We start from the raw sequence: 19337 nt of genomic DNA, 5'->3' as shown, positions 1-19337 counted from the left end.
CTGATGCCATTTTCCTTGCGGTCTCACGTTATTGCGGAGTCGGTGCGCTTCCTAGGGCCGTTAGGCCCTGCTGCCCGGAGACCTTTGACGGCTTTCACCGGCGACGCGCGACCGTCGGCCATGGTCGCGGTGACCTTCGGCCCTACGATGGGCAACCGCTAGGGCGTAACAACGAAGGTGTGCGACACAAACCTGATTTACCGGCGGTTCTCGACGTCGAGGTGACAACCCACGGACAGCTGTCCGACGGTGTGGGCTATGCGCGGCGAAAGATCGCTGCACTTGGTCGCTTCGCGCATCAACCTGTTCTCCATGCGCATGTCAAACTCAGCCAGCACGGCGATCCGGCGGTGGCCCGCCGGATAATCGCACAGGCGAACCTCGACGTCAACGGCCGACTGGTGCGTGCCCAGGTCGAGGGCAGGACGGTGCGTGAGGCGATCGATCGGCTGGAAGCGCGGCTGCGCCATCAGCTGGAGCGCGTGGCCGAACACTGGGAAGTCCGTCGGGGCAGGACGCCTTCGGGACAGCCGCAGGAGTGGCGCCACCAGTCCGAGCCTGCGCACCGGCCGAGCTATTTCCCCCGGCCGCCAGAGCAACGTCAGATCATTCGGCACAAGTCGTTCACCCTGGGGACCCTCTCGATCGACGAGGCGGCCGAGGAGATGGAGCTGCTGGATTACGACTTTCACCTGTTCACCGAGAGGGGCACGCAACAGGCCAGCGTGCTGTACCGGTCAGGCCCGACCGGCTACCGCCTCGCTCAGGTCAAGCCGTCGCCGCAAGAGTTGGCGCCGCATGAGTTGCCGGTGACCGTCAGCTCGCAACCGCCCCCGCGGGTCACGGTTCAGGAGGCCACCGAGCGGCTGTCTTTGCTGGGTTTGCCGTTCCTGTTCTTCATCGACGCGGCGGAAGGTCGCGCCGGTGTCCTGTATCACCGCTACGACGGGCATTACGGGCTTATCAGCCCTGCCGGTTGATGTCGGTGCCGGGCTTTCCCCGAAGGCTGGCGAGGGCAGGCGCGATCGGCAGAGCCTGATTGCGAGGCGGTCCCGGAGACATGCCCCACTCCGGGACCGCTGCCTCAGCGCAGTCATCGATCATCCCGGCACGGCTGATCTGCCGGGAAGCGTCGTATGACGTCCTGACCCTTGACAGCTGCGTGGCTAGTGTGATCGGCCGTGATCGGCCGTGATCGGCATGGCCCTCGCCGTATCCGGCGGCAGAGGGAGGCAAGGAGCTGCCGAGAGGGCCCTTCGACGTGTGGAGTTGGGTCCTAGAGCCTGTCCTCGGCGCCCGTTCGCCGCCTGCCGGTACGCCCATCGGCCGCGGCGTATCGCCGTAAAGCCCCGATTCCGTCGGCCGGTGCTATCCGGCTGTCGGTCCTGACCAACGAGGCGCCGACGGCGATAGCGGCGAATGGCAATGCCTCGTCGGCCCGCGCCACCCGCTGCACCGGTTCCCCGAGCTCGGACAGCGTGTCGGGATCGGTTGCGATAGTGGTACGTGCGTTGCCGGTGACCACGGTGGCATCGCCGAGTTCGCCCACAATCAGGGTGTCGACGTCGCCGCCGCGCAGGGCCGCGCACACCGGCGCCAACCCCTCGACCGCCAGCCCCGACCGGCGGCCTATTTCGGCTTGGAACCGCTCGGCAACATCGGCGGCTTCGGCCCGCCGCCGGCGGGTGAACTCCGCGTCAATCAAGTCGCGGACCTCATCCTCGGTGGTGCGTCCGTCGCGCGCTCCGCGGGGTAACTGCGATACCCGCGCGGCAACGCGCTCAGGCAGTTCCGAAAGCAGATCCGTGCGCGACCGGACCTCGCCGCAGACGAACACCACCTGGGGATCGGCAGTGTCCACCAGCCGGGTGAGATAGTCGGCGACCGCGCGGATGTTCGTGCGCCGGGCTTCCTCGGCGGTGTGCTGATAGTCGCCATAGCCGCTCCACCCTGCGGTGACCGGTTTATGCACCGGGTAGCCGCCGCCGTCGACGGTCTCGGTCCTGGTGCTGGTATCGCCCTCGTGGAGCGTGACATCGGCGCCGGCGTGGTCGACCGAGGCGAACACGTAGGTCGGTCGCCACATCTCTTCCCCTATCAAGGGCACGATGTACGGGTAATCCGATACGCGAACCACGGGGACCCACGGGGGGCTGACCAGGTACTCGTCGACGAGCACCCGCTCGTCGGTCGCAACCAGCGCCCGGCCGCGCCGGCCAACCGCCGGTCGATGGTGCCAGATGGCATCCTCAAGCTTGCCGACCAGGTCATTGCCAGCGCCCTGGTCCTTCAGATATTTGCGAATGTCGCGCCACTCGGCTTCTAGCCGCTCGACGGCATCCGGGGAGTCACGTGAGTCGTCGAAAAACACCGATGCGAACGGCCCGTGCGCACTTATTAGGGGCCGGAAACGTGCCGACTGCATATCGCCCTGCTTTGCCTTCTCGTGTGTCGTGTGATCAGCGTGCACCCACTCGGGTGGTGATCAAACCCTATCGAGATGTGGCCCCCTCACTCAGGAGTCGAAAGGCCCCTTGCCGGGCGGGCGGAAGTCCCGGGGGCAGGCCACGGTCCGGGCAGCGCATTCGCCGGTCACAGTTTCTCGCGATTCCACACCTGGCCGCAGCCGGTGAAGAACACGATGGGAGTGCGCGCGTCCACTCGTGAGCTCACGGAGTGCCCGATGACCCCCACCGATTGCTCCACCGAAGCAACCCACCCATCGAACTTGGCTGCGCTTTTCCGCACTCGGGTCAGGGCTACGCCGGACAAAGAAGCGTTTCGCTACCCGGACGACGGGCGGTGGGTCTCGATGACTTGGCGAGACACCGCGGCCCGGGCGGAGCCGTTGGCGGCGGGCCTTTAACGCTGCTCCCCGGTTCGCGGTGGGGCCGACCCGACCCGTGCGCTGGCGCGAAAGTGCAACTACCGACGCATTTCCCAAGTGGAGGCGTCGCCGATTGCACTTTCGCGGCAAACCGCCGCGGGACGTGGGTGGTCATTGTCCGCCGGCGGTGATCACTCGTGGCACGATGGGTTTCTGGTGCCGGCCTACGAACGTCTGCGCGCGCCGGGTTCAGCGGACAGCATCGACGAGACCTGGGTCGGGTGCCCTGGCCGCACCCGGCTCAACGGGCCGGGCCCCAGCCCGCGGGACCACCACCGTCGGCGCCAGCCACGGCGGCCCAAGCGAACATGCGTCGAGAAGTAAGGAGAACAGCAGAAAATGCGGCTAGCAATGATCGGCCTCGGGCGGATGGGTGCGAACATCGTCCGCCGTCTGGTCACCGGCGGTCACGAATGTGTGGTCTATGACCACAATCCGGATGCCGTTACGGCGGTGGCTGGCGAAGACAACACCATCGCGGTGTCCTCGCTCCCGGAGATGGCCGAAAAGCTCAGCACCCCAAGGATAGTCTGGGTGATGGTACCTGCGGGGGACATCACGACCGGGGTGATCAAAGAGCTGGCTAAGACGCTGGATTCCGGCGACATCGTGATCGACGGTGGCAACTCCTACTACCGTGACGACATCCGGCACGCAACGATCCTGTCCGAAAGGGGGATCCGTCTGCTCGACTGCGGCACCAGCGGTGGGGTGTGGGGCCGTGAGCGCGGCTACTGCCTGATGATCGGCGGGGATGCGGACGCGTTTGCGCATGCCGAGCCGATCTTCGCCACCGTGGCACCCGGGGTGGCAGCCGCACCGCGCACCCCCGGCCGAGACGGTGAGGTCGCGCAATCGGAGAAGGGCTACCTGCATTGTGGGCCTAATGGGGCCGGGCATTTTGTCAAGATGGTGCACAACGGCATCGAGTACGGGATGATGGCTTCGCTCGCCGAAGGCCTGAACATTCTGCGCAACGCCGACATCGGCATCCGAGCCAACAAGGGCGGGGGAGACGCGGAGACCGCGCCGCTGACCGATCCCGAGTTCTACCGATACACCTTCGATATCCCCCAAGTTGCCGAACTGTGGCGGCGCGGCAGCGTGATCGATTCCTGGCTTTTGGATTTGACGGCTATCGCGCTGCTCCAATCGCCCGAGCTCACCGACTTCGCAGGGCGGGTTTCTGACTCCGGGGAAGGCCGCTGGACCTCGATCGCGGCCATCGACGAGGGTGTGCCGGCGCCGGTGCTCACCTCGGCGCTGTATTCCCGCTTCGCTTCGCGGCGTCTCGACGAATTCGCCGACAAGGCGCTGTCGGCGATGCGTAAGCAGTTCGGCGGGCACGATGAGAAACCCGCTCACTGACGGCGCCGAACGCCTTGTCGTGCCACGGGTTTCCGGGTCGGCGCCTGGTGACGCGCCGGCGTGCCACGGTTAACCGTCGCCGATTTGCAGCGACCGGCACGTAACGTTGCAGCGTAGGGCGTGGGCACACACGGGCGGGGTATGCCGAACAGGAGCAGAGATGGCAGATGACGGTGGCGTTCGTGGCTCGAGCACGAGCGGGCCGACAGCACCGCCCACCGAAGGTCGCGAGGGGCAAGCGGCGCGCGCTCAGCGGTGGGCGATGGCCTTCGGGCTGACAGTGGTGGCGGTGTTAGCCGGGCTGGCCGGCTGGCTTGGCGCGGGCGCGTACCACGCTCACGCCACCGAGGCCAAGCGCCACCTATTCCTGCAGGTGGCGCGCCAATGTGCGGTGAACCTGAGCACCGTCGACTACGAGCATGCCGACACCGATGTGCAGCGCATTCTCGACTTGGCGGCCGGCACCTTCTATGACAATTTCTCCCGGCGGTCAACGGCCTATGTGGAAAACGTCAAGCAAGCGCGATCGAGGTCGGTGGGCACGGTGACCGAGGCCGGACTTGAGGCCGAAACGGGCGACCAAGGTCTGGTGCTGGTGGCGGTGCTGGTGAAGGCGTTGAGTCCCGGGCCGGGGGAGGAGCAGTCGCAGGCGTGGCGACTGCGGATCACGGTGCAAAAGCGGGGTGCGGGGGCGAAGGTGTCCAACGTCACGTTCGTGTCATGACCGGGTCGCGGGTCTGTGAGCCCGCCGCGGCGGCGAGAAACGCTGGGCCCGCGCGGCGCGTCACCTGGCTGCGCCTGCTGGTCTACGGCATGCTTCCCGGCGCGGCGCTGCTGCTGGCGATGGCGGCGGGCTTCTTGAGGTGGCAGGATTCGTCGGTCCGCGACGTCGACCTGGCTCGTGTCGAATCTGTCGCGGCCGCAAAGGAAGCCACTGTTGCGCTGTTGTCCTTTCGGCCCGACACCATTGAGCAGGATGTGCAGGCGGTGCGTCATCGGTTGACCGGTGGCTTTCGTGAGACCTACCTGCAGGTGACTCGCGACGTGCTGATTCCCAACTGCAAAGAAAGGAAGATCTCCGCCGCCGCACGGGTACCCGGCGCGGCTGCGGTATCGGTGGCCGAGAACCACGCGGTGGTCCTGGTGTTCGTCGACCAGACCGTCGTTGTCGGCACTTCCCCGCCCACCGATGCGGCCTCCAGTGTCCGGGTGACGCTCGACAAGGTGGGCGGGCACTGGCTGATCTCCGGATTCGGCCGGGTTTAAGGTCGCAGCGTAGTGTGCATAGCCCAGCCGTTGTCGCAGCACGCCGTCGCGGTAACGGCAGCGCCTGTCGGGTGCCGGTGGACGCCGGGGAACCCAGGGCAACGGCCCAACCAGACGGAGGAGACGATGGCGATTACTGACATTGCGGCCTTTGCCCACCTGGCTGGCGCCGACATCGAGGATCTGGGCGCAGAGCTGGACGCGATCCGGCGGGACGTCGAGGATTCCCGTGGTGAGCGCGACGCGTGCTACATCCGGCGCACCATCGCCGCGCAACGTGTCCTCGAGGTAGCCGGTCGGCTGCTGCTGGCGGGTAGCTCGAAGCGTTCGGCGTGGTGGGCGGGAACGCTGACCCTCGGGCTGTCCAAGATCATCGAGAACATGGAGATCGGCCACAATGTCATGCACGGCCAATGGGACTGGATGAACGATCCGGAGATCCATTCCTCGACGTGGGAGTGGGACATGAGTGGGGCGTCAAAACACTGGCGTTTCAGCCACAACTTTCGGCATCACAAGTACACCAACATCCTCGGCATGGACGACGACGTGGGATACAGCACGCTGCGGGTCACCCGCGACCAGCCCTGGAAGCGCTACAACATCGGCAACCTGCTGTTCAATGCGCTCCTTGCGCTGGGGTTCGAGTGGGGAATCGGCTTGCAGACCGTCGATTTCAGTAAGGTCTTCACAGGCGGCCCGGACCGCGAAGCCACCCTCGTGCAGGCGCGGGAGTTTCTAGCCAAGGCCGCAAGGCAGGTGGTCAAGGATTACGTGGCGTTTCCGGCGCTGACCTCGGTGTCGCCGGCGGCGAGCTACGCATCGACGCTGACGGCAACCGCGGTGGCCAACGTGCTGCGCAACGTCTGGGCCAACGCGGTGATTTTCTGCGGGCATTTTCCCGATGGTGCCGAGAAATTCACGAACACCGACGTGACCGGTGAAACCCAGGGCCAGTGGTATTTGCGCCAGATGCTGGGCAGCGCCAACTTCACCGCCGGGCCGGTGCTGCGGTTCATGAGCGGCAACCTGTGCTACCAGATCGAACACCACCTGTACCCCGATTTGCCCAGCAACCGGCTGCATGAGATCGCGCTGCGGGTCAGGCAGGTGTGCGATAAGTACGATCTTCCCTACACCACGGGCTCGTTCCTGCGGCAGTACGGCAAAGCGTGGCGCACCATCGCCAAACTGTCGCTGCCGGAACGCTATTTGCGCGACACCGCCGACGACGCCCCGGAGACCCGCAGCGAGCGGATGTTCGCTCGGCTAGGGCCTGGTTTCGCCGGGACCGACCCGGCGACGGGGCGCCGACGCGGGCTCAAGACGGCGATCGCGGCTGTCCGCCAACGGGTCGGCGCGCACCGCCCACTGTGACGGGGTCGGGCCGCCGGACCGGCTGTGAGCGGTGCCGGCGCCTGCGCAAACACCCGCACGCGGCCTTGTCGCCTAGTGCCTCAGTAAGCGTGGCCGGCGCTGGCCTCGCCTTCGCGAGTCAGGCCCGCGGCGAGGATGAGCTCTTCATGCAGCTCGAACCACACGGTGTGGTAGGAGTCGATCATGGGGTGGGTCAACCAGGCCGTCCGGCCGGCCTTGATGTGGTCCAAGGCGCGTTGCAACTTCGCCGTGTAGCCGCTGAGCCGCGGCAGCTGCGCCGCGGCCGCCGCGATGATCGGCACCACGCGCTGGTGTACGTTGTCGAGGCGGGCCAGCACCGCCGCGTCATAGCCGATGTCGTCGTGGGTGTTGGGCGTGCCCGCCTTGAGCTGCCAGTCGGTCACCAGGGCTTTAAAATCCGCGTTTACCGGGCGGAAAGCGCGGTACGCCGCCGCCAGCGCAGCCGCGTCAACCGCCTTGCGTTCCTCGGCGAGCATCTCGCCCAGTCTGGTGCGGCCCGCGTCGCTGAGCCGTAACGTCTCGCCCGTGAGCAACAGACCGGATGCGGTTAGCGCTTCGACGGTTTGGGCGATGCTTGCCGGATTCTCGCCCAACGTCGTGGCCAAGTCGACGAGCGTCACCCTGCCCTTTAGCCGCACGGCCTGCAACACGGCTAATTCACTCATCGAGTGCCGAATCCGATGGGAATGATCGGGATTGGGTTGCAGCGGAGCTACAGTGGCCGGTCAGCCGCAACGCGGCCAGCATGGTGATCAGCGGGGTGGCCGACAACACGTCGGCGCACCCGGCGGCCAGGGCGGCGCGCACCGCGGCTTCCGAACCGTCCTTCAGCTTCGGATAGTCCCCGCTGGCATGCGCCCGCAGCGGGCTGATCCGCCGTGCGATGTCGGCTAACTCGCGCAGCTCGGGCGTCTCGGTTTCCGACCACGCAGATAGCTCCAGATCCCCGGCGCGCACTTCGCCTGCGGTGCCGTCGACGGTGATCTGGTGACCCGCCAGCGAGGCGGCGACTCCCGGGCCGCAACCGACCACCGCAACCCGGCCGAGTTCACGACTGACGACCGCCGCATGGCTGGAGGCGCCGCCAACCTCGGTGACAATGCCACGCGCGGCCAGGATGCCGGGAAGGTCGTCGGGACGGGTGTGGTGGTGCACCAGGATGACCGGCTCGCCCCGATCGGCGGCGTCTAATGCCTCCTCGACGTCGACGCACGCCCTGCCCGACGCCACGCCCGGGCAGGCCGGCACGCCTTTAGCCAAAAGTGGTGCAGCCATCCGTGTTTCGGGCTGCAGTGACGGCAGCAGCAGGGCTTCGACATGGGAGGGAGTCACTCGGCGCAGGGTGTCGGTGTCGCCGATGAGTCCTTCCCGTCGCAGCGCCAGGGCCAGCCGTACGGCCGCCTGTGCCGATCGCTCGGCCGCCCGGGTCTGCAGCAGCCACAGCGTGCCGTCTTCGACGGTGAACTCGATCTGTTGCACATCGGACTCCAGTCGCTCCAGGCTATGGGCGGCGGCCATCAGCTCGTCATAGACGGCCGGTTGCTGATCGCCCAGGGCGCTGATCGGCTGCACGTCGACGACGCCCGATACCACGTCGTCGCCCTGGCCGCCGGATAACCAGTCCCCGAACGGTTCGTCGGCGCCGGTTATCGGGTTGCGGGAAAACATCACGCCGGAGCCGGAACGAGCGCCGCGGTTGCCGAACACCATCGCCTGCACCACAACCGCGGTGCCACCGCGATCATCGAGGCCGTGATGAGCGCGGTAGGCGATCGCGCGCGGTGAATTCCAGGAGGCGAACACGGCCTCGATCGACGCCCGTAGCTGCTCGTACGGATCCGAGGGCAGTGACTGTGCGCCGGAATTGCCGCCCGCCCCGGCGACGACACGGCGATATCCCCGGGTGAACCGCTGGCGGGTATCGCGGGCGAATGAGCCGGTGCCCAGCACGGCCAGGGCGTGCTGAACGGTGTCATTCATCCCCAGATTCAGCACCGTGTCCATCATGCCCGGCATCGAGTGGGCCGCACCCGAACGCACGCTCACCAGCAGCGGATGCGGCCCACGCCCGAACGTCCGCGAGGTTTCGGCCTCCAGCCACCGTATCGCCGCAACTACGTCGCCCCAGATGGCATTCATCGTGGGCCCGGGCTCGGCGAGATAGCGGGCGCCGACCTCGGTGGTGATGCAGAACGCGGGCGGCACCGGCAGGCCATGGCGGCGCATCGCGTCGATGCCGTGCCCCTTGGTTCCCAGGATCTCGCGGGACCGGTTGGCGGTGCCGTCGAGCACCAGCACGGCGTCGGCCAGCCCGGCCGACGTTGCCGAATGCGCGATCGACGGGTGTTCGGCGGCACCGGTGTCGGGCATGGCACGAGTCTATGGCGTCCGGCCATGCGCACCGGCCAGCCCCGCGAGGAAGCCCCGAACCGCACCGACGCGGCGCTCACGGTGATCTAGATTGGAAACTATGAGCGCCTACGATGTCGGGTTGCTGATCCTTCGCCTGGTGTTGGGCCTGACGCTCGCCGCGCACGGCTACAACAAGTTCTTCGGCGGCGGCCGGCTGACGGGGACGGCGCGCTGGTTCGAGAGCATCGGGATGAAGCCGGGAACGTTGCACGCCGCGGTCGCCGCGACCACCGAGATCAGCGCCGGGCTGGGGCTGGCCGCCGGTCTGCTCACACCGATACCGGCGGCAGGCTTCGTCTCGCTGATGCTGGTCGCTGCCTGGACCGTGCACCGGCCCCACGGCTTCTTCATATTCAACGAGGGCTGGGAGTATGTGATGGTGCTGGCGGGCAGCGCCGTCGCGGTGGCCACGACGGGTGCCGGCCGGCTCAGCCTGGACTGGCTGATCTTCGGACACAATTGGCTCGACGGCTGGGCGGGCCTGCTGCTCGCGGTGTCGCTGGGTGTGGCCGGCGCCATCGGTCAGCTGCTGATCTTCTACCGCCCGCCCGTCAAGCAGGCCGGGTAGTCGGCGAATCAAGCCGGGCCGCTGCCGTTAAGCATCGGCGGCAAGCGCGGGTCGGGCCCGGCCCGTACTGTTTCGGGCGCGGCAAGCCTTCACCTTAGGTGGCGGTCAGCGGCGAAAAGCCTCCATTCTCCCGGTACGCCCTTGAGCACGTGCGTGCCACGCTCCTGGAACGCAATCCCGGAGCCGTTCACAAGATCCTTGACGGTGCCCGACACGAGGATTTCTCCGGCCCGGGCCAGAGCGGCGATGCGGGCCCCGATGTGCACGGCGATTCCGCCGATGTCATCACCGCGGATCTCGCACTCGCCGGTGTGCAGACCGCATCGAATGTCGATACCCAATTCCGTTATGCGCTCGGCGAGGGTTGTGGCGCAGCGGAGCGCGCGGGTGGGCCCGTCGAAGGTGGCCAGGACCCCGTCGCCGGTGTGTTTGACGACGCGGCCGCTACAACGGGCGACCTCGGTGCGGGTGGTCTCGTCGTGGCGCTCGAGCAGTGCACGCCAGCTTGCGTCGCCGAGCTCTGCGGCGCGGCGGGTGGAGTCGACGATGTCGGTGAAGAGCACCGTGGCCAGAACCCGGTCGGGGATGTGCTCGTGGCGCTGGCCGGTAAGGAACTCCTCGACCTCGCCGGTGATGGATTTGATGTCGCCCACCGATGGCCAATGATCGACGCCGTTGAGCTCGACGAGCTGCGCCGAGGGGATGTCCGCGGCGAGTTCGCGCGCGAATTCCACTGGGATTGCTTCGTTTTTGCGATGCAGAACGAGTGTTGGAACATGGACGCTGCCGAGGATGTCGCGCACATCGACTTGGGTGAGGATCGCTTCAAAGGTCAGCCGGGCCATTTTCGGGCTCATGCCGGCCCGCTCCAGCGCACCGACGGCCCTTCGGGAGGCCGGGCGGTCACGCAGGCTTGGCGCCGCCCAATCGATGGTCTGTCCCGCACCCCAGTGGTCAATGGTCGCGCGGACCCGAGTCATTAGCTCGATCCATTTCGCCCGGCCCGGTGAACCGTCGTAGTCGAGCACCCCACTGGCGAACGTCCCGAGCAGGACTAGTGCGCGGACTCGTTGCGGATAGGTCGCGGCGAACAGCACGCTGATCGGCCCACCCTCGGAAAACCCGAGCAACGCCACCCGCTCGCAGCCCGCGGCATCCATTACCGAACGTAAGTCGTCGGTGCGGTTTTCCAGGGTAGGCACTCGTTCGACGGGGTCGGATAGACCGTTACCGACGACCTGATAGGCGATGTCGCCTTCCGGGCCTTTCGCGTAGCGCGTCCGGGGTTGCTCGACCATTGCAGTCAATATCCACCTCAATTCCTCAATTCACAAGCTGTTTTTGGCGGCGTCATAAAGGTGTGCGGCACGATCGGACGTCGACACCCGCGGCTAGCTCGGCACGCGAATCCGCAGATTGCCGACAACCGCCCGCCGGCGATTCTTCCGGCCGCCTGACTAACGAGGCTGGGTTGGTTCTAATGGCCTTGGCTTCGCCCGCGGCCCGTTGGGCCGACGCACCGCAGCGTCGCCACGACAACGTGGGATCCCGCACACCCCAGAGGATCTGGACCGGAGACGGCGAGTCGCGCGCCGCCGATAGATAGCGGCGTTGCTAGGCGGCGGTGAGCTCGAAGCCGCGCATGATCTCCAAAACGGCGGGAGCACCGTCGTCGCCAAGCAACAATGGGACGTAGCAAGAGATTTCGGCTATGGCTGCGGTGGCTCACCGCTCGTGGTTTCGGTCCTGGAGGATCTCCGATGGCAGGATATTTGGCCGCCCTGACGATTGCGCTGCTACTTGGCATGGTATTGACGAGGGTCTACCTGCTGCGAAAAGCGGGAACAAATGCAATGCATTTCGGCAAAATCGACAAGACGGACTTTTTGCTTCCGCCCTTTGTCCTGTTCTACTTTTATACAATTTTCGCCGCCGCTTTCGGCTGGCCGTTGGTGAGCGCCCAGAGGTTTATTGAATCTGATGTTGTCGCCTGGATCGGCGTCGCGCTGTGCGTGGCCGGTCTGCTGGTAGTGCTGATCAGTCTCATCTCCTTCGGCACGAGCTTCCGCGTCGGGATCGACGTCGACAACCCGGACGAGCTGGTGACGACCGGCATGTTCGCCATCAGCCGCAATCCGATTTATGTCGGCATCGTCTTGGTGTTGATCGGCCAGTTCTTAGTGTTTCCGAATTGGATTCCGTTGGCATATCTTGCGGCCGCGAGCTGGCTTATTCACCGTCAGGTGTTGCGGGAGGAAGAATTTATGCGCAAGCACTACGGCCAGCAATACGTGGAGTACTGCAAGCGGGTCAGAAGGTATGTGTGAGGGGTCGTCTCCCCGCCGGCCGGCGCGGCGGCGAGACGACCGGTGACTGATCCGTGGATGATGACCGCGGAGTCGCCGGCTCAACGGTAGCCGGCCCCAGGTTGGCGCGCGGATTAGCCGCGCGGATTAGCATCGAGCGCAGGCAAGGGTCGGGATGGCGCAACCGCTGGGGTAGAGATGAACATCAGCACAGCGATCGCAGCTCGGCGCGCGTCGCGGCGCGTGGGCAACGCGAGCGCACGCCAAATCGGCCGCTTCCTTGGTGCCGTGGTGGTGACCACCTGGGTGGCGCTGCTGGGCGCACCAGCCCCATCCGCGTCAGCCCAGCCGTGCCCCGACGTCGAGGTGGTGTTCGCCCGCGGCTCCACCGAGCCACCCGGTGTCGGCATGGTCGGACAGGCATTCATCGACGCGTTGCGCCCGCAACTCGGTTCGAGATCGCTCGGGGTGTATCCGGTCAACTACGCGGCCGCACTACTCGCCGGCAGCGATTTTGCCGACCGCCTTGCGTTCGCCAAAACCTTCGTCGACGGGCTCAGGGACGAGGGCGCCCATGTCGAGTCCATGGCGGCGAACTGCCCCAACACCAGGCAGGTGCTCGGCGGATACTCGCAAGGCGCGGCCTTGACCGGCTTCGTCACCTCGCCTGTCATCCCGAAGGAGGTGCCTGCTCAGTACGCCTCCTACGTGCCCGAGCCGATGCCGCCGCAGGTAGCCAGCCATGTCGCCGCAGTGGTCCTGTTCGGAAAGCCCTCGGATCTGTGGATGCGGGAAAACGGCGCGCCACCGGTCACGATCGGCTCGCCGTATGCGCCCAAGACCATCGAGTTGTGCGCTCCCGACGACAACATCTGCAACGGCGCTCCCGAGGTGCAGCCCAGCATCGCGCACGTGATGTATGCGGTGAACGGCATGACCGAGCAAGGCGCGGATTTCGCCGCCAGTCACCTCTAGCCGCGATTCAGACGCTCGCGCGGACCTCTGCGGCCGCGGCAACCATGTGCTGCAACGACGCGGTCGCCTCGGCGGTCGTCCGGGTTTTCAGGCCGCAGTCGGGATTAACCCACAGCCGTTGCGCCGGAATTGCTTTCAAGGCGGCACGCAGCAACGTCACGATCTCGTCGATGCTTGGCACTCGTGGTGAGTGCACATCGTATACACCCGGCCCCACGCTGTTGGCGAAGCCGACGGCGTTCAGGTCGTCGAGTATCTCCATATGCGAGCGGGCGGCCTCCAGCGAGGTGACGTCCGCGTCCAGGTCGGCGATGGCGCCGATCACCTCGCCGAACTCCGAGTAGCACAGATGGGTGTGGATCTGTGTCGAATCGGCGACACCGGAGGTCGCCAACCGGAAAGCCCGGACCGCCCATTGCAGGTAGGCTTCCTTGCCGGCGTTGCGCAGCGGCAGCTTCTCCCGCAGCGCGGGTTCATCGACCTGGATAATTGCGATACCCGCGGACTGCAGATCCACGGTCTCGTCGCGGATGGCCAGCGCGATCTGGTAGGCGGTGTCCGCGGGCGGCTGGTCGTCTCGGATGAACGACCATGCCAGGATGGTGACGGGTCCGGTCAGGATGCCCTTGACCGGCTTGTCGGTGAGTGACTGCGCGTAGGTGATCCAGTCGACCGTCATCGGGCGCGGGCGCGAAACATCCCCGTAGAGGATCGGCGGGCGCACGCAGCGGGTGCCGTAGGACTGCACCCAGCCGTTCTGGGTGGCGGCGAAGCCGTCGAGCTGCTCGGCGAAGTACTGCACCATATCGCTGCGCTCCGGCTCGCCGTGGACCAGCACGTCCAGGCCGAGCCGCTCCTGTAACGCGATCACCTCGGCGATTTCCGCCCGCATCCGCCGCACGTACTCGGCCTCGTGGATCTCGCCGGCCCGAAACGCGGCGCGGGCCTTGCGGATCGTGGGGGTTTGCGGGAAGGAGCCGATTGTGGTGGTCGGCAGCAACGGCAGGTGCAGGCGCGCGTCCTGGCTCACCCGGCGGTCCGCGCTGTTGCCGCGGTGGACACCGGAGGCCATGATGGCATCGATGCGGGCCCGGATCTGCTCGTTGTGCAGCCGCGGATCCGAGCGCCGGGATGCCACTGCGGCGGCCGAGGCCGCGATCTCGTCCGCCACCGCGTCGCGTCCGTCGCGCAGGGCGCGCGCCAGCGTCACCACTTCGCGCACCTTCTCGGCGCCAAAGGCCAGCCAGTCGCGCAGCTTGTCGTCCAGACCGGTCGCGCCGGTCGTTTCGAACGCCAGCGAGTACGGCACATGCAGCGTTGAGCATGACGTCGAGACCGCCAGGGCGCCCACCGAGCCGAGCAGCGTGGCCAACCGGCTCAGGGCCGACTCCAGGTCCGTGCGCCACACATTGCGTCCGTCGACGATGCCGGCCACCAGCGTCTTGTGCGCGAGCTCCGGCACCGAGGCCACCGCGGTGCCGGCACCCGCGACCAAATCGACGCCGATCGCGTCCACGGGCGTACGGGCCAGGGCGGGCAGCGCAGCGCCGGGGTCGCCGAAGTAGGTGGCGACGTGGATCGCCGGGCGGGTCGTCACCGAGCCCAGCGCCTGGTAGACCCGCTCGGCCAAAGCGGGCGCGTCGGGATGCAGATCGGTCACCAGGGCCGGCTCGTCGAGCTGCACCCAGGCCGCACCGGCCTGGGCGAGCAGTGTCAGCAGCTCGGCGTAGAGCGGCACCACCTCGTCGAGCCGCTCGATCGGCGCGCCCGCGCCCGCCACCGCCTTGCTGAGCAGCAAGAAGGTGATCGGGCCGACGACCACCGGACGCGCGGGAATTCCTTGCTGCAGTGCCTCTTTCAGGTCAGCCAGCACTTTCGTCGGGTTCAGCGCGAACTGGGTGTCCGGGCCGATCTCCGCGACCAGATAGTGGTAGTTGGTGTCGAACCACTTGGTCATCTCCAGCGGCGCGATGTCATCGGTTCCCCGCGCGACAGCGAAATAGCGGTCCAGCTCGCCGCCCACCGCTGCTGCCCGTGCCGGCAACGCGCCGAGCATCACCGCGGTGTCGAGCATGTGGTCGTAGTAGGAGAAGGTGTTAACCGGCACCGAGTCCAGGCCGGCCGCCGCCAGGTCCGACCAGGTGTTGCGGCGCAATGTGGCGGCGACGGCCTCCAGCTCCGCCTGGCTGGTGCGGCCCGCCCAATACCCCTCCGTCGCGCGTTTGAGTTCGCGGTGCGGACCAATGCGCGGGGAGCCGGTGATGGTGGCGGTAAACGGTTGAGCGGTCACGAGTTCGTCCTCCGATGTGCGATGTGTGCCGGGGTGGTCACCGCCGGTGACGCGCAGCCGACACGGTCGTGGTGCGGATGCCGGCACACCACTGCACTGGTGCGGCCAGAAGCCCATTGTAGGGGCCGATGAACCGCCGGGCGCGGCCGCGCCCGGCGTAGTCGCGGGCATCGTCTCATCGAGGTCGCTGGCGGGTAGCGAGCCGCGAACGCGGCCACAGGGTGCCGCGCTTTTGGTGCCGCTTCGGCCAAACATCCAAACATCAAGTGCGCGAATACCCCGCCATCCAAAAGCCGCGGCTAGCGGATTCTTCCGCTTCTCGACCCCGGCGACGGCGCGCCGGTCACGGTGGTCAAGAATCGGAGCACGACACTGGTATCCAAGGAGAAATTCATGGCTGAAGCCGTAATCATCGAGGCGGTGCGGTCACCGATCGGCAAACGCAATGGGGTGCTCTCCGGCGTGCATCCGGCTGATTTGTCCGCGCAGGTCCTCACCGGCCTCGTGCAGAAGGCGGGCGTCGACCCCGAGATCGTCGAGGACGTGATCTGGGGCTGTGTCATGCAGGCCGGTGAGCAGGCTCTCGACATGGCCCGTACCGCCCTGCTGTCCGCGGGCTGGCCCGAGAGTGTGCCGGGCGTGACGGTCGATCGCCAGTGCGGGTCGAGCCAGCAGTCGGTGCACTTCGCCGCGGCAGGCGTGGCGGCCGGCCATTACGACGTCGTTATTGCCGGTGGGGTCGAGTCGATGTCGCGGGTGCCGATGGGCTCATCGCTGGCCAACGGCGGCAGACCGTACCCGGACGCTTTTCTGCAGCGCTACCACGGCGTGATCCCCAACCAGGGCATCGGCGCGGAGATGATAGCCGAGCGCTGGGGTTTCGGTCGCACCATGCTCGACGAGTTCTCCGTGGGGTCACATGAAAAAGCGGCTGCCGCTCAGGACTCCGGCACGTTCGATGACCAGATCATCCCTATCAAAGATCAGGACGGCAACGTGGCGCTCAAGGACGAAGGCATCCGCCGCGACACCACGATCGAGAAGATGGCCGAGCTCAAGCCGGCTTTCAAAGCGGACGGTGTCATCCACGCCGGCAACTCCAGTCAGATATCCGACGGTTCGGCCGCGCTGCTGCTCATGTCGGCGGCCAAGGCTAAGTCGTTGGGACTAAGGCCGATCGCCAGGGTGCATACCGCCACGCTGGCGGGCGCCGATCCGGTGATCATGCTGACCGCCCCGATCCCGGCGACCCAAAAGGCGCTCGCGCGCTCCGGTCTAAAGCTCGAGGATATCGGGGTGTTCGAGGTCAACGAGGCATTCGCCCCCGTGCCGCTGGCATGGCTGGCCGATATCGGCGCCGATGAGAAGAAGCTCAATCCCAATGGCGGCGCGATCGCGTTGGGTCACCCTTTGGGCGGGTCCGGCGCGCGCATCATGACCACGTTGCTGTATCACATGCGGGACAAGGGAATCCGTTACGGCCTGCAGACCATGTGCGAGGGTGGTGGCCAGGCCAACGCGACCATCCTGGAGTTGCTGTGAGCGCGGCGGCCGGTCATCCCGCGGCGCTGGTTGAGCGCCGCGACAACGTCATGGTCATTACCATCAACCGGCCCGAGGCCCGTAACGCCGTCAACGGCGCGGTGAGCACCGCCGTCGGGGACGCCCTGGAGGAAGCGCAGCACGACGTCGAGGTCCGGGCCGTGGTGATCACCGGAGCCGGCGACAAATCTTTTTGCGCCGGAGCCGATCTCAAGGCAATCGCCCGTCGCGAGAACCTCTATCACCCCGACCACAGCGAGTGGGGCTTCGCCGGCTACGTGCGCCACTTCATCGACAAGCCGACCATCGCGGCGGTCAACGGCACCGCGTTGGGCGGTGGCACCGAGTTGGCCCTGGCCAGCGACCTTGTGGTCGCCGAGGAGCGTGCCCAGTTCGGGCTGCCCGAGGTCAAGCGCGGGCTAATCGCCGGTGCCGGTGGGGTTTTCCGGATTGTGCACCAGCTGCCGCGCAGGGTGGCACTGGAATTGCTGTTCACCGGTGAGCCGATTAGCGCCGCCGAGGCGCTCAAATGGGGCCTGGTCAACCAGGTTGTCCCCGACGGCACGGTGGTGGCGGAGGCGCTGGCGCTGGCCGCGCGCGTCACCGCCAACGCGCCGCTGTCGGTGCGGGCGAGCAAGCGGATCGCCTACGGGGTGGACGACGGTGTCATTTCCGACGAGGAACCGAGTTGGGAGCGCACGGCACGGGAATTCGCCGCGTTGCTGAAATCCGAGGACGCCAGGGAAGGACCGCTGGCGTTCGCCGAGAAACGCCAGCCGATCTGGAAGGGGCGCTAGCGCGAGGCGATTCACCGTGCCAGCCGACGCACGGCGCGCTCGAAAACGCCGGGTAGCAGTGCGCACGCCGGGACAATGGCACGCCGGGCCGCGGGTGGCGCGGTGGCCAGCACGAGACCGCGGGTAAGCAGCCGGTAGTCACGGGTGATCCGGCGCCACGCGTGCTCATAGGATGACGGCGCGTCATCGACGATCGCGCGCACCGCGGCGGCGGCCTGCCTGATGGCCAAGCTGATGCCTTCGCCGGTAAGGGCATCCTCGTATCCGGCGGCGTCGCCCACCAGCAGCACCCGCCCGGCGACCCGGCGGGAAACCACTCGCCGCAGCGGCCCGCACCCACGTGCCGGACCGCGGCTAGCGCCGTCGAGCCGATGTGTCAACCGCGGAAACCAGGACAGATCGGGGCGGTGCGGCGACAGCACCGCCACCCCCACCAGATCCGGTTCCACCGGCGTCACATACGCCTCGCCCCAGCGTGACCAGTGAACTTCGACGAACTCCGACCACGGTGGCACCCGGAAGTGTTGGCGCACGCCAAAACGGCGAGGACTTCCGGTCCGGGCGGTGATGCCGACGGCGCGACGGATTGTGGAATGCAGGCCGTCGGCCCCTATCAACCATTTCGCGCGTACCTGAGCGGCCGCTACGCCGTGGGCATCTTGGTCAACACTTCTGACTCGAACCCGGATCCATTCGGTGTCTACTTCTTTGGCCCGTGCGGTCAGCGCAGCATGCAGCGTGGTGCGTCGCACGCCGCGGCCGGGTCCACCGTGGAAAAGTGCTTCGGCGCGACGGTGCTCGCTTACGTAGGCGATGCCGCGAAAGGGTATTCCGGCCGGGTCGACACCAAGTGATGTCAACTCGGCCAGGCCGCCGGGCATCAGGCCCTCCCCGCAGGCCTTGTCGACGGGATCTTGGCGGGGCTCGGCCACGATCACCGAAAGCCCCTGCTTGCGAGCATATAACGCGGTAGCTAGCCCGGCTGGACCGCCGCCGACGATCAACACGTCGGTGTCGTAAGTCGTCATCGGTAACCCAGCGCGGAGTTCTCCACCCGGATCCGTATTCTCAGCAGCGCCGCGTTGGCCAGGGTAAAGCCAATCGCGGTGAGCCAGGCGGTGTGCACCAGCGGCAACGCCAGCCCTTCGGCCGCCACGGCGACATAATTCGGGTGACGCAGCCACCGGTAGGGACCCCGGTGCACCAGCGGGGCATTCGGGATCACGATCACCATGGTGTTCCACCTGCGTCCCAGCGTCACCACGCACCACCAGCGCAGGCCTTGGCTCAGGGCTACCACCGCCGCCATCGGCCAGCCGAGCCAGGGCAAGAAGGGGCGGCGCAGTCCCCACACTTCGACGACACAGCCGAGCAGCAGCGCAGCATGCAGAGCGACCATCGCCGGATAGTGATTATGGCCGAACTCTTTGCCGCCGTGCGCAAAAGCCCATCGCGCGTGGCGTTTGGCCACCAGCAGCTCAACCAGCCGCTCGATGCCGACAGCCAGAATCAACAGGTAGTACACGAC

Annotated in this window: 18 protein-coding genes; 11 read left to right on the top strand and 7 right to left on the bottom strand. The window is 66.8% G+C overall.

Going from position 1 to position 19337, the window contains the following annotated elements:
• Positions 1–179: 179 nt before the first annotated feature.
• On the top strand, positions 180–980 hold the full coding sequence (locus MSM1_RS01590; protein WP_213439886.1) for an HPF/RaiA family ribosome-associated protein: 801 nt from the start codon (positions 180–182) through the stop codon (positions 978–980).
• A 296-nt stretch (positions 981–1276) separates the two neighbouring features.
• Here MSM1_RS01590 and MSM1_RS01585 read toward each other — a convergent pair whose 3' ends face one another.
• Positions 1277–2425 (bottom strand): hypothetical protein, encoded by a 1149-nt coding sequence (locus MSM1_RS01585; RefSeq protein ID WP_213439885.1) that lies wholly within the window; start codon positions 2423–2425, stop codon positions 1277–1279.
• Between the two features lie 258 nt (positions 2426–2683).
• Between MSM1_RS01585 and MSM1_RS01580 the strand changes: the two genes are divergently transcribed.
• The 5 genes from MSM1_RS01580 (at position 2684) to MSM1_RS01560 (ending at position 6898) form a co-directional block, all read left to right on the top strand.
• A complete protein-coding gene (locus MSM1_RS01580) occupies positions 2684–2866 on the top strand; it encodes a hypothetical protein (protein ID WP_213439884.1) in 183 nt (60 codons plus the stop codon).
• A 360-nt stretch (positions 2867–3226) separates the two neighbouring features.
• Entirely contained in the window at positions 3227–4255 is a 1029-nt protein-coding gene (gene gnd, locus MSM1_RS01575) for a phosphogluconate dehydrogenase (NAD(+)-dependent, decarboxylating) (protein WP_213439883.1), read from the top strand.
• 160 nt (positions 4256–4415) lie between these two features.
• Positions 4416–4979 carry a mammalian cell entry protein gene (locus MSM1_RS01570; RefSeq protein WP_213439882.1) on the top strand — a complete coding sequence of 188 codons (564 nt, stop codon included), beginning with the start codon at positions 4416–4418 and terminating at the stop codon, positions 4977–4979.
• Positions 4976–5521 (top strand): hypothetical protein, encoded by a 546-nt coding sequence (locus MSM1_RS01565; protein ID WP_213439881.1) that lies wholly within the window; start codon positions 4976–4978, stop codon positions 5519–5521. Before MSM1_RS01570 ends, MSM1_RS01565 begins: the two co-directional genes overlap by 4 nt.
• 126 nt (positions 5522–5647) lie before the next feature.
• Positions 5648–6898, top strand: a complete 1251-nt coding sequence (locus MSM1_RS01560; protein WP_213439880.1) for a fatty acid desaturase — start codon at positions 5648–5650, stop codon at positions 6896–6898.
• Positions 6899–6978: 80 nt separating this feature from the next.
• On the opposite strand, the gene MSM1_RS01555 is transcribed toward MSM1_RS01560, so the two are convergent.
• Positions 6979–7584 (bottom strand): MarR family transcriptional regulator, encoded by a 606-nt coding sequence (locus MSM1_RS01555; protein WP_213439879.1) that lies wholly within the window; start codon positions 7582–7584, stop codon positions 6979–6981.
• Positions 7577–9289: a pyruvate, phosphate dikinase gene (locus tag MSM1_RS01550; protein ID WP_213439878.1), complete on the bottom strand. Its 1713-nt coding sequence runs from the start codon at positions 9287–9289 to the stop codon at positions 7577–7579. The genes MSM1_RS01555 and MSM1_RS01550 overlap by 8 nt, the downstream gene beginning before the upstream one ends.
• A 100-nt stretch (positions 9290–9389) precedes the next feature.
• Here MSM1_RS01550 and MSM1_RS01545 point away from each other — a divergent pair, with 100 nt between their 5' ends.
• On the top strand, positions 9390–9899 hold the full coding sequence (locus tag MSM1_RS01545) for a DoxX family protein (RefSeq protein WP_213439877.1): 510 nt from the start codon (positions 9390–9392) through the stop codon (positions 9897–9899).
• An 89-nt stretch (positions 9900–9988) separates the two neighbouring features.
• On the opposite strand, the gene MSM1_RS01540 is transcribed toward MSM1_RS01545, so the two are convergent.
• A complete protein-coding gene (locus tag MSM1_RS01540) occupies positions 9989–11197 on the bottom strand; it encodes an adenylate/guanylate cyclase domain-containing protein (RefSeq protein ID WP_213439876.1) in 1209 nt (402 codons plus the stop codon).
• 462 nt (positions 11198–11659) lie between these two features.
• Between MSM1_RS01540 and MSM1_RS01535 the strand changes: the two genes are divergently transcribed.
• Together MSM1_RS01535 and MSM1_RS01530 are read left to right on the top strand one after the other, a co-directional pair.
• Entirely contained in the window at positions 11660–12226 is a 567-nt protein-coding gene (locus MSM1_RS01535; RefSeq protein ID WP_213439875.1) for an isoprenylcysteine carboxylmethyltransferase family protein, read from the top strand.
• 177 nt (positions 12227–12403) lie between these two features.
• A complete protein-coding gene (locus tag MSM1_RS01530; RefSeq protein WP_213439874.1) occupies positions 12404–13180 on the top strand; it encodes a cutinase family protein in 777 nt (258 codons plus the stop codon).
• A 7-nt stretch (positions 13181–13187) separates the two neighbouring features.
• On the opposite strand, the gene metE is transcribed toward MSM1_RS01530, so the two are convergent.
• Positions 13188–15470 (bottom strand): 5-methyltetrahydropteroyltriglutamate--homocysteine S-methyltransferase, encoded by a 2283-nt coding sequence (gene metE / locus MSM1_RS01525; RefSeq protein WP_307857253.1) that lies wholly within the window; start codon positions 15468–15470, stop codon positions 13188–13190.
• A 393-nt stretch (positions 15471–15863) separates the two neighbouring features.
• Between metE and MSM1_RS01520 the strand changes: the two genes are divergently transcribed.
• The gene (locus MSM1_RS01520; protein ID WP_213439873.1) at positions 15864–17012 is read left to right on the top strand and encodes a thiolase family protein; all 1149 of its coding nucleotides are present in this window, start codon (positions 15864–15866) and stop codon (positions 17010–17012) included.
• Positions 17009–17809 (top strand): crotonase/enoyl-CoA hydratase family protein, encoded by an 801-nt coding sequence (locus tag MSM1_RS01515; RefSeq protein ID WP_213439872.1) that lies wholly within the window; start codon positions 17009–17011, stop codon positions 17807–17809. The genes MSM1_RS01520 and MSM1_RS01515 overlap by 4 nt, the downstream gene beginning before the upstream one ends.
• Before the next feature lie 11 nt (positions 17810–17820).
• Here MSM1_RS01515 and MSM1_RS01510 read toward each other — a convergent pair whose 3' ends face one another.
• Positions 17821–18837, bottom strand: coding sequence for an NAD(P)/FAD-dependent oxidoreductase (locus tag MSM1_RS01510; RefSeq protein ID WP_213439871.1), 1017 nt, complete (start codon positions 18835–18837; stop codon positions 17821–17823).
• Positions 18834–19334 carry an isoprenylcysteine carboxyl methyltransferase family protein gene (locus MSM1_RS01505; RefSeq protein WP_213439870.1) on the bottom strand — a complete coding sequence of 167 codons (501 nt, stop codon included), beginning with the start codon at positions 19332–19334 and terminating at the stop codon, positions 18834–18836. The genes MSM1_RS01510 and MSM1_RS01505 overlap by 4 nt, the downstream gene beginning before the upstream one ends.
• Between the last annotated feature and the right edge of the window lie 3 nt (positions 19335–19337).

Origin of the sequence: Mycobacterium sp. SM1, assembly GCF_018361265.1 — a bacterium.
Lineage (GTDB): Bacteria > Actinomycetota > Actinomycetes > Mycobacteriales > Mycobacteriaceae > Mycobacterium.
The sequence above is the reverse complement of the archived record's forward strand: the minus strand, read 5'-3'. Positions and strand labels throughout refer to the sequence as shown.